Below are 7,909 nucleotides of genomic sequence, written 5' to 3'. Positions count from 1 at the left end.
CTCTTGCTGCCCCTCGCTGTGTGCCTTGTGCTGGTACATAGAGTGGTACAAACTTTGGTACACACAGGGCCTCTCAGCCACGTCCGTAGCTCTGATCCAGAGGAGTACGTGGAGATATCTGTCGAGGGATTCATCCTTGGTGGCATCTGGAGGAAAGTCCGGAGCAAGGCCAAATAGGGGTGCATGGTGTGGCCCGCATCGCACCCGGGTAGGCTGCACGAGGCGTCCGGTGACGGACGTCCCAGATGAATGACTGTCCACGACAGAACCCGGCTTATGGCCGGCTCCCACTTTTTCCCACCTGCGAGTCTCCCGCCGCCGTGCCGGTTCGGGCCGGTCCCGCTGTGTCCGCGGCAAACTTGTAAAGTGATGCATGAAGTTTGGGCCTCAACGCAAGGCTTTTAATACCCTTCTTCCAGCTCTTTCGGCGCCCTCGCGTCGGTCGCGCTAAGTCTCTGTGATTCAACGCTTATTTTTTGTTTTTCGGGGTCGATTTTCTTGACTCTGGAGGATGCCCGTACCTATAGTGTCGAAAAGTGGGTCAAAGTGGGGAAAGGTGGGTAACCACCGCTACCAGCCATGTTTCGAGGCGTCAGCCAGCTCAATCTGGATGCGAAGGGCCGCCTGGCCATGCCGGCGCGGTATCGCGACGACCTCGCTGCGAGCTGCAACAGCCAGCTGGTGATTACCGTTGATCCCTCCCGTTGCCTCCTCCTCTACCCGTTTCCGGAATGGGAGCGCATCGAGCAGAACCTGATGTCCCGCCCCAACATGAATCCCAAGGTGCGCAACCTGCAGCGCCTGCTGGTGGGTCACGCCACCGAATGCGAGCTGGATGGCAGCGGCCGGTTGCTGCTGCCCACTCCCCTGCGTCAGTACGCCGGCCTGGAAAAGCGGGTCGTGCTGCTGGGGCAGGGCAAGAAGTTCGAGATCTGGGACGAGGCCACCTGGGAGGAGACCTGCGCCCAGGTGCTGGGGGGTGACGTGGATGACGAAGCGCTCGAGTCCATCGCGTTGTGACGGGCATGGAATCCGTCTCCCATGTTCCGGTGCTGCGCGACGCGGTGCTGGAGGGCCTGGCCGTGCGAGCTGACGGCTTCTATGTCGATGGCACCTTCGGCCGCGGTGGCCATAGCCGGGCCATCCTGGAGCGGCTGGGGCCGGAGGGCCGGCTGCTGGCCATGGACCGCGATCCGGAAGCCGCGGCGTCCGCGGAGGCGCTGGCCGACGACCCTCGCTTCGCCTTCGAGGCCGGGCCGTTCTCGACCATGGCGGACACGTTGCGCCGGCGTTTCCCCGAGCGCGGCCCGGACGGGGTGTTCCTGGATCTGGGCGTGTCCTCGCCGCAGCTCGATACACCCGAGCGCGGCTTCAGCTTTCAGCATGATGGTCCGCTGGATATGCGCATGGACCCCGCCAGCGGCGAGAGCGCCGCGGACTGGCTGGCGCGCGCCGACGAGGGCGAGATCGCCGATGTGATCTACCACTATGGCGAGGAGCGCCACTCGCGGCGCATCGCCCGCGCCATCGTGGCCGCGCGCGCCGAGGCGCCGATTACCCGTACCGCCGCGCTGGCCGAGATCGTGCGCCGGGCCGTGCCGAAGCGCGAGCCGGGCAAGCACCCGGCGACCCGTACCTTCCAGGCCCTGCGCATCTTCGTGAACCGGGAGCTGGCCGAACTGGAGCAGTGGCTGGCCACGATCCCGGACGTCCTGATGCCCGGCGCGCGGCTGGTCGTCATCAGCTTCCATTCTCTGGAAGACCGCATGGTGAAGCAGGCCCTGCGCAAGCCGGTGTCCGACGTGCGGCTGCCGAAGGGCCTGCCGGTGATGCCGGAGGAGCCGGAGCGCAAGCTGCGGCCGGTCGGCAAGCCGGTCCACGCCGATCGCGAGGAACAGCGCATCAATCCGCGCTCGCGCTCGGCCGTGCTGCGTGTCGGGGAGCGACTCTGATGGTCGCGCGCGGCCTCCTGGCGGTGGCGCTGGCGACCGGCGTGTTTGCCTCGGCGATCGGGGTCGTCGCGGCGAAGCACGAGGCCCGCCAGGCCTTCGTCGACCAGCAGCAGGCGCTCGCCCAGCGCGATGTCCTGAATCTGGAATGGACGCAGTTGCAGATCGAGCAGTCGACCTGGGCGACCCAGGGCCGGGTCGAGGAACAGGCGCGCCGGCAGCTGGACATGATCCAGCCGGATTCCGACCGCATCGTGGTGATCGGGGGGGATGCGTGGGCGCGCTGAAGCGGCAGATCAGCGGCGGTCGCCTGAAGGTCGTGATCGGCGTGTTCGCGCTGGCGGGCATCGCGCTGCTGTTGCGCGCAGTCGACCTGCAGGTGCTGGAGCGCGACTTCCTGACCTCGCAGGGCGAACAGCGCCAGGTGCGCACCCTGACCGAGTCCGCCCATCGCGGCATGATCACCGACCGCCATGGCGAACCGCTGGCGATCTCGGCCCCGGTGCAGACCGCCTGGGCCAATCCGCAGGACCTGATGGAACAGCGCGATCGCTGGTCGGATCTGGCGGCGGCGCTGGAGGTGGAGCCTGCGTGGCTGGCGGAGCGGATCGAGAGCCGGTCCTCGCGCGAGTTCGTCTATCTGCGCCGCCACATGCTGCCGGAACAGGCCGAACGCGTGGCCGCGCTGCGCATGCAGGGGGTGGGGCTGACCCGCGAGTTCCGTCGCTACTATCCGCACGGCGAGGCGACGTCGCACGTACTCGGCTACACCAACATCGACGATCAGGGCCAGGAGGGGGTCGAGCTGGCCTTCGATCAGTGGCTCTCGGGCCAGCCGGGAGCCAAGCGCGTGCTGCGCGATCGCCACGGCCGCACCATCCGCGACGTCGCCAGCATTCGCCCCGCGCGGGACGGCAATACGCTGGCGCTGACCCTGGATCAGCGCCTGCAGTACCTGGCCTACCGCGAGCTGAAGGCCGCGGTCGCCGAACACAACGCGCGGGGCGGCTCCGCGGTGATGCTGGACGCCCGCAGCGGCGAGGTGCTCGCGCTGGTCAACCAGCCCGGATTCAATCCGAATAACCGTGGTGCCATCCGCTCCGACCGCGCTCGCAACCGCGCCATCACCGATACCATGGAGCCGGGCTCGGTGATGAAGCCCTTCACCGTCGCGGCGGCCCTGGATGCCGGGGTGGTGGATGCCAACGCCACCCTGGAGACCGGCCCCGGTACCATGCGTGTCGGGCGCCTGACCGTTCGTGACCTGCGCGATTACGGGACCATCGACCTGACCACCCTGATTGCCCGTTCCAGCAACGTCGGGGCCACGCAGCTGGCGCTGGAAACCCCGGCGGATCGCTTCTGGCAGACCCTCCACCAGGCCGGGTTCGGGCAGGCGCCGGGCACCCATTTCCCCGGCGAGGCCCGCGGGCGCCTGCGGGACTTCACCACCTGGCGCGAGGTCGAGCAGGCCACGCTCGGCTATGGCTACGGCCTATCGCTGTCGCCGCTGCAGATGGCGGCCGCCTACACCGCCTTCGCCAACGACGGCGAGCGCGTGCCGGTCCGGCTGGTGCGCACCGCCGACGATCTGCGCGAACCGGCGCGGGTGATGTCCCCGCGCACCGCCCGCCAGGTACTGGCGATGATGGAGCACGTGATCGGCACCGAGGGCACGGCCCGCCAGGCGGCGATCGATGGCTACCGGGTGGCCGGCAAGACCGGCACCAGCCGCAAGAGCGGGCCGGGTGGCTATACCGAGGACCGCTATTTCTCCAGTTTTGTCGGACTGGCCCCGGCCTCCGATCCGCGTTTCGTGATGGCCGTGGTCATCGACGAACCCGATGCCGGGGTCTACTACGGCGGCGCCGTCGCGGCCCCCGTGTTCCGGCAGGTGGTGGGCTCGGCCCTGCGCATGTTTAATGTGCGTCCGGACGCGATGCCGGAAATCCCGATGCGGGTGGCGGCGGAACACGAGGGGGCCACATGATGGCCGCCCGCGATACCCGAGGCGAGGCTGCACCCGTGCTGGGCGATCTGCTGCCCGCCGGGTCCCTGCGCCCCGACCAGGCGGCCCTGCCGGTCGCCGACCTGGTCCAGGACAGCCGCAAGGTCGGCCCCGGCGCGGTCTTTGTGGCCCTGGCCGGCACCCACGGGCACGGTCTGGCGCACGCCGCCGATGCGGCTGGCCGTGGCGCCCGGGTCATCCTCTGGGACGAGGGCGAGCCCCCGGAATCCGCCGTGGAGGTCCCGCTGATCCATGTGCCGGGTCTGCGCGACCGGCTACCGCAGATGGCGCGCGCCCTGTTCGGGGCGTGGCCGGAGGCGGCCCCCCTGGTGGCGGTGACCGGCACCGATGGCAAGACCACGGTGACCCACCTGATCGCGCTCGCCCTGGAGGCCCTGGGCCGGCCCACCGGCCTGATCGGCACCCTCGGCGTTGGGCGTCCCGGGCAGCTGGAGGCGACCGGGCACACCACGCCCGGGTTGCTCGATCTGCATCGTCATCTGGCGGATCTGGCGGGGTCCGGCTGCCAGGCCGTGGCGCTGGAGGCCTCCTCGCACGGTCTGGCACAGGGGCGCCTTGCCGGGGCCCCGATCACGGTCGGCGTGCTGACCTGCCTGAGTTCCGACCACCTCGATTTCCACGGCAGTCAGGAGGCGTATGCCGAGGCCAAGGCCCGCCTGTTTGCCTGGCCCGGCCTGCAGACGGCGGTGCTGAATATCGACGACGCCTTCGGGCGCCGGATCGCCGGGGGACTGCCGCCGGGTGTTCGCGCCCTGACCTACAGCGCGACCGGGGCGCCGGCCGACCTGCGCGCCCGCGACGTGGCGGCCACGCCGGACGGGCTGTGCTTCACGCTCGAGGCCGAGGACCAGACCCGCACGGTCCAGTCCACGCTGTTCGGCCTGTTCCAGGTGGGCAACCTGCTCGCGACCCTTGCCACGCTGCAGGCGCTGGGCCTGGAGCGTGAACAGGCCATCGCCGCCCTCGCGCGGCTGCCCGGCGTGCCCGGGCGCATGGAGCGCTTCCCGCTGCCCAACGGGGCCCTGGCGGTGGTCGACTATGCCCACACCGCCGAGGCGCTGGACGCCGCCTTGCGCGCCCTGCGGCCTCACACCGAGGGACGCCTGAGCGTGGTCTTCGGGTGCGGTGGCGAGCGCGACCGCGGCAAGCGTCCGGCGATGGGACGGGTGGCCTGCGAGCGTGCGGACGTGGTCTTCGTGACCGACGACAACCCGCGCGGCGAGGACCCGGCCGAGATCCGAGCCGAGATTCTTGCCGGCTGTGCCGCGGCCGCCGAATGCCACGAGATTGGTGACCGCGCCACCGCGATCGCCAGTGCCCTGGCGGAGGCCGGCGCGGGCGATGTGGTGCTGGTGGCCGGCAAGGGCCACGAGACCACTCAGGAGATTCGCGGGCAACGGTATCCGTTCAGCGACCGCGAGCAGGTGCGGGCCGTGGGGCGTCGGCATCCGCAGGACACGCGCGACCCGCAGCGCGCGACCAGGGAGGAGGGAGAATGATTCGCATGACCAGCCAGGAACTGGCCGAGGCCGTGAAGGGACGCCTGCAGGGGGCGGGCGACGTGGCCTTCGAGGGTGTGTTCACCGACACCCGCGAGCCTCGCCCCGGGGCGCTGTTTATCGCGCTGAAGGGGCCCAACTTCGATGCCCACACGCAGGTGTCCGCCGATCTGCCGGCGCCGGTGCTGCTGGTCGAGCGGGCCCTGGATGTCCCGCAGCCGCAGGTCATTGTCTCCGATACGCGCGAGGCGCTGGGTCGGCTCGGCCGCCACTGGCGCCGCCAGAGCCGGGCGCGGGTGATCGCCCTGACCGGTTCGAACGGCAAGACCACCACCAAGGAGATGCTGCGCTGCATCCTCGAGGGCGCAGGCTCCGTGCATGCCACCGCGGGCAATCTGAACAACGAGATCGGCGCGCCGCTGACGCTGCTGGCCATGCCGCAGGACGTGGACTACGCGGTGATCGAACTGGGCGCCAACCACGCCGGCGAGATCGGCCGCATGGTGCGCTGGGTCGAGCCACAGGTGGCCATGATCACCAATGCCGGGCGCGCCCATCTGGAGGGCTTCGGGAGCCTCGAGGGCGTGGCGCATGCCAAGGCCGAGATCTACTCCGGTCTGCCGGCCCAGGGCGGTACCGCCGTGATCAACCTGGACGACCCGTTTGCCGACTACTGGCTGTCCCTGAACGAGCACCACCACTGCCAGCGCTTCTCGCTGGAGGGCGGCGGCGAGGTCGAGGGGATGTGGCAGGCCCCGGACCGGCTGCGGCTGGCGATCCTCGGCGCGGGGCGCGACCTGCGCCTGGCCGGCCCCGGGCGCCATCTCGCGGCAAACGCCGTCGCTGCGGCCGCCGCGGCCAATGCGGTGGGCCTCGGGATCGACCGCATCGTCGAGGGCCTGGCGCGCTGGAAGCCCGTCCGCGGGCGCCTGCAGGAACTGTGGCATGTCACTGGCGCACGCCTGTGGGACGACAGCTACAACGCCAACCCGGACTCGCTGAGGGCCGGGCTGGAGGTGCTGGCGGCCATGCCCGGCCGGCGCATCCTGGTGCTGGGCGCGATGGGCGAGCTGGGCTCGGAGACCCGCGAACTGCATCGCGAAACGGGCCGGCTGGCCCGGGCCATGGGCATCGACCACTGCCTCGCCCTGGGCGACGCCGCGCGCGACAGTGCCGAGGCGTTCGGTGATGGTGGCGAATGGTTTGCCGATCACGGCGCATTGCAGGCGCGCCTGGAGGCGCTCCTGGCCGAGGGTACGACGGTGCTGGTGAAGGGCTCGCGCAGCCAGCACATGGAACGGATCATCGAGGGGCTGGATCTGGCCTCGGCAGCGCCGGAGGTGGCGGATGCTCTACGCGCTGACTGAGTACCTGAGCCAGTTCTATTCCGCGTTCACGGTCTTTCAGTACCTGACCGTTCGCGCCATCCTCGGGGTGGTCACGGCGCTGGCGATCGCGCTGCTGATCGGCCCGGCGATGATTCGCCGCCTCACTGTCGGCAAGGTCGGCCAGCAGATCCGTGACGACGGCCCCGAGTCGCACCTGACCAAGGCCGGCACCCCGACCATGGGCGGCGCGCTGATTCTGGTCGCGGTGGCCATCGCCACCCTGCTCTGGAGCGACCTGACCAACCGCTTCGTCTGGCTCGTGCTGCTGACGACCCTCGCGTTCGGTGCGGTCGGCGGCTGGGATGACTACCTGAAGCTGCGCTATGGCAACAGCAAGGGGCTGTCGGCGCGCGCCAAGATCCTGTGGCAGACCCTGTTCGCCCTGATCGCGGCCGGCGTGATCATGTACACCGCGCAGGGCCCGGTGGAGACCACGTTCTACCTGCCGGTGTTCAAGGACATCCAGTTCAGCCTGGGCTGGTTGTTCATCCCGCTGGTCTGGCTGGTCGTGGTCGGTTCCTCGAACGCGGTGAACCTCACCGACGGGCTGGACGGCCTGGCGATCATGCCTGCGGTGCTGGTGGCCGGCGCCCTGGGCGTGTTTGCCTACGCGGCGGGTCATGCGGTGTTCGCCGACTACCTCGGCATCCCGGCGGTGCCCGGGGTGGGCGAGGTCGTGATCTTCACCGCCGCGCTGGTCGGCGCCGGGCTCGGGTTCCTGTGGTTCAACACCTACCCCGCCCAGGTATTCATGGGCGATGTCGGGGCCCTCGCGCTGGGCGCGGCCCTGGGCATGCTGGCGATCCTGACCCGGCAGGAGATCGTCCTGCTGATCATGGGCGGCATCTTCGTGCTGGAGACGCTGTCGGTGATGCTGCAGGTCGCCTCGTTCAAGCTCACCGGGCGGCGCATCTTCCGCATGGCGCCGCTGCATCACCACTTCGAACTCAAGGGCTGGCCGGAGCCGCGCGTGATCGTGCGTTTCTGGATCCTGACCGTGGTGTTCGTGCTGATCGGTCTCGCGACCCTGAAGGTGCGCTGATC

At 69.7% G+C, this 7,909-nt stretch carries 7 protein-coding genes and 1 other RNA gene; all 8 read left to right on the top strand.

What is annotated here, in order from left to right:
* The first annotated feature begins 101 nt into the window (after window positions 1-101).
* The 8 genes from rnpB (at window position 102) to mraY (ending at window position 7,907) form a co-directional block, all read left to right on the top strand.
* Window positions 102-292, top strand: an RNA gene (rnpB, locus tag D107_RS13410) — RNase P RNA component class A.
* A gap of 287 nt (window positions 293-579) precedes the next feature.
* The gene (mraZ, locus tag D107_RS0113020; RefSeq protein ID WP_017942776.1) at window positions 580-1,020 is read left to right on the top strand and encodes a division/cell wall cluster transcriptional repressor MraZ; all 441 of its coding nucleotides are present in this window, start codon (window positions 580-582) and stop codon (window positions 1,018-1,020) included.
* Window positions 1,021-1,025: 5 nt separating this feature from the next.
* On the top strand, window positions 1,026-1,952 hold the full coding sequence (gene rsmH / locus D107_RS0113015) for a 16S rRNA (cytosine(1402)-N(4))-methyltransferase RsmH (RefSeq protein WP_018881646.1): 927 nt from the start codon (window positions 1,026-1,028) through the stop codon (window positions 1,950-1,952).
* On the top strand, window positions 1,952-2,236 hold the full coding sequence (gene ftsL / locus D107_RS0113010) for a cell division protein FtsL (RefSeq protein WP_018881645.1): 285 nt from the start codon (window positions 1,952-1,954) through the stop codon (window positions 2,234-2,236). Before rsmH ends, ftsL begins: the two co-directional genes overlap by 1 nt.
* Window positions 2,224-3,939 carry a penicillin-binding protein 2 gene (locus D107_RS0113005; protein ID WP_018879986.1) on the top strand — a complete coding sequence of 572 codons (1,716 nt, stop codon included), beginning with the start codon at window positions 2,224-2,226 and terminating at the stop codon, window positions 3,937-3,939. The genes ftsL and D107_RS0113005 overlap by 13 nt, the downstream gene beginning before the upstream one ends.
* The gene (locus D107_RS0113000; protein WP_018881644.1) at window positions 3,936-5,477 is read left to right on the top strand and encodes a UDP-N-acetylmuramoyl-L-alanyl-D-glutamate--2,6-diaminopimelate ligase; all 1,542 of its coding nucleotides are present in this window, start codon (window positions 3,936-3,938) and stop codon (window positions 5,475-5,477) included. The genes D107_RS0113005 and D107_RS0113000 overlap by 4 nt, the downstream gene beginning before the upstream one ends.
* Window positions 5,474-6,844 (top strand): UDP-N-acetylmuramoyl-tripeptide--D-alanyl-D-alanine ligase, encoded by a 1,371-nt coding sequence (gene murF, locus D107_RS0112995; RefSeq protein WP_018878165.1) that lies wholly within the window; start codon window positions 5,474-5,476, stop codon window positions 6,842-6,844. The genes D107_RS0113000 and murF overlap by 4 nt, the downstream gene beginning before the upstream one ends.
* The gene (gene mraY, locus D107_RS0112990) at window positions 6,825-7,907 is read left to right on the top strand and encodes a phospho-N-acetylmuramoyl-pentapeptide-transferase (protein WP_018881643.1); all 1,083 of its coding nucleotides are present in this window, start codon (window positions 6,825-6,827) and stop codon (window positions 7,905-7,907) included. The genes murF and mraY overlap by 20 nt, the downstream gene beginning before the upstream one ends.
* Window positions 7,908-7,909: the final 2 nt, after the last annotated feature.

The sequence above is a fragment of the Thioalkalivibrio sp. ALE30 genome (assembly GCF_000377465.1).
Lineage (GTDB): Bacteria > Pseudomonadota > Gammaproteobacteria > Ectothiorhodospirales > Ectothiorhodospiraceae > Thioalkalivibrio.
Note: the sequence above shows the minus strand (reverse complement) of the source record. Positions and strands in the feature narration are given on the sequence as shown.

Coding starts and splice junctions, on each gene's coding strand:
- murF (WP_018878165.1), top strand. CDS start 5,474: ATGATTCGCATGACCAGCCAGGAACTGGCCGAGGCCGTGAAGGGACGC.
- mraZ (WP_017942776.1), top strand. CDS start 580: ATGTTTCGAGGCGTCAGCCAGCTCAATCTGGATGCGAAGGGCCGCCTG.
- rsmH (WP_018881646.1), top strand. CDS start 1,026: ATGGAATCCGTCTCCCATGTTCCGGTGCTGCGCGACGCGGTGCTGGAG.
- ftsL (WP_018881645.1), top strand. CDS start 1,952: ATGGTCGCGCGCGGCCTCCTGGCGGTGGCGCTGGCGACCGGCGTGTTT.
- D107_RS0113000 (WP_018881644.1), top strand. CDS start 3,936: ATGATGGCCGCCCGCGATACCCGAGGCGAGGCTGCACCCGTGCTGGGC.
- mraY (WP_018881643.1), top strand. CDS start 6,825: ATGCTCTACGCGCTGACTGAGTACCTGAGCCAGTTCTATTCCGCGTTC.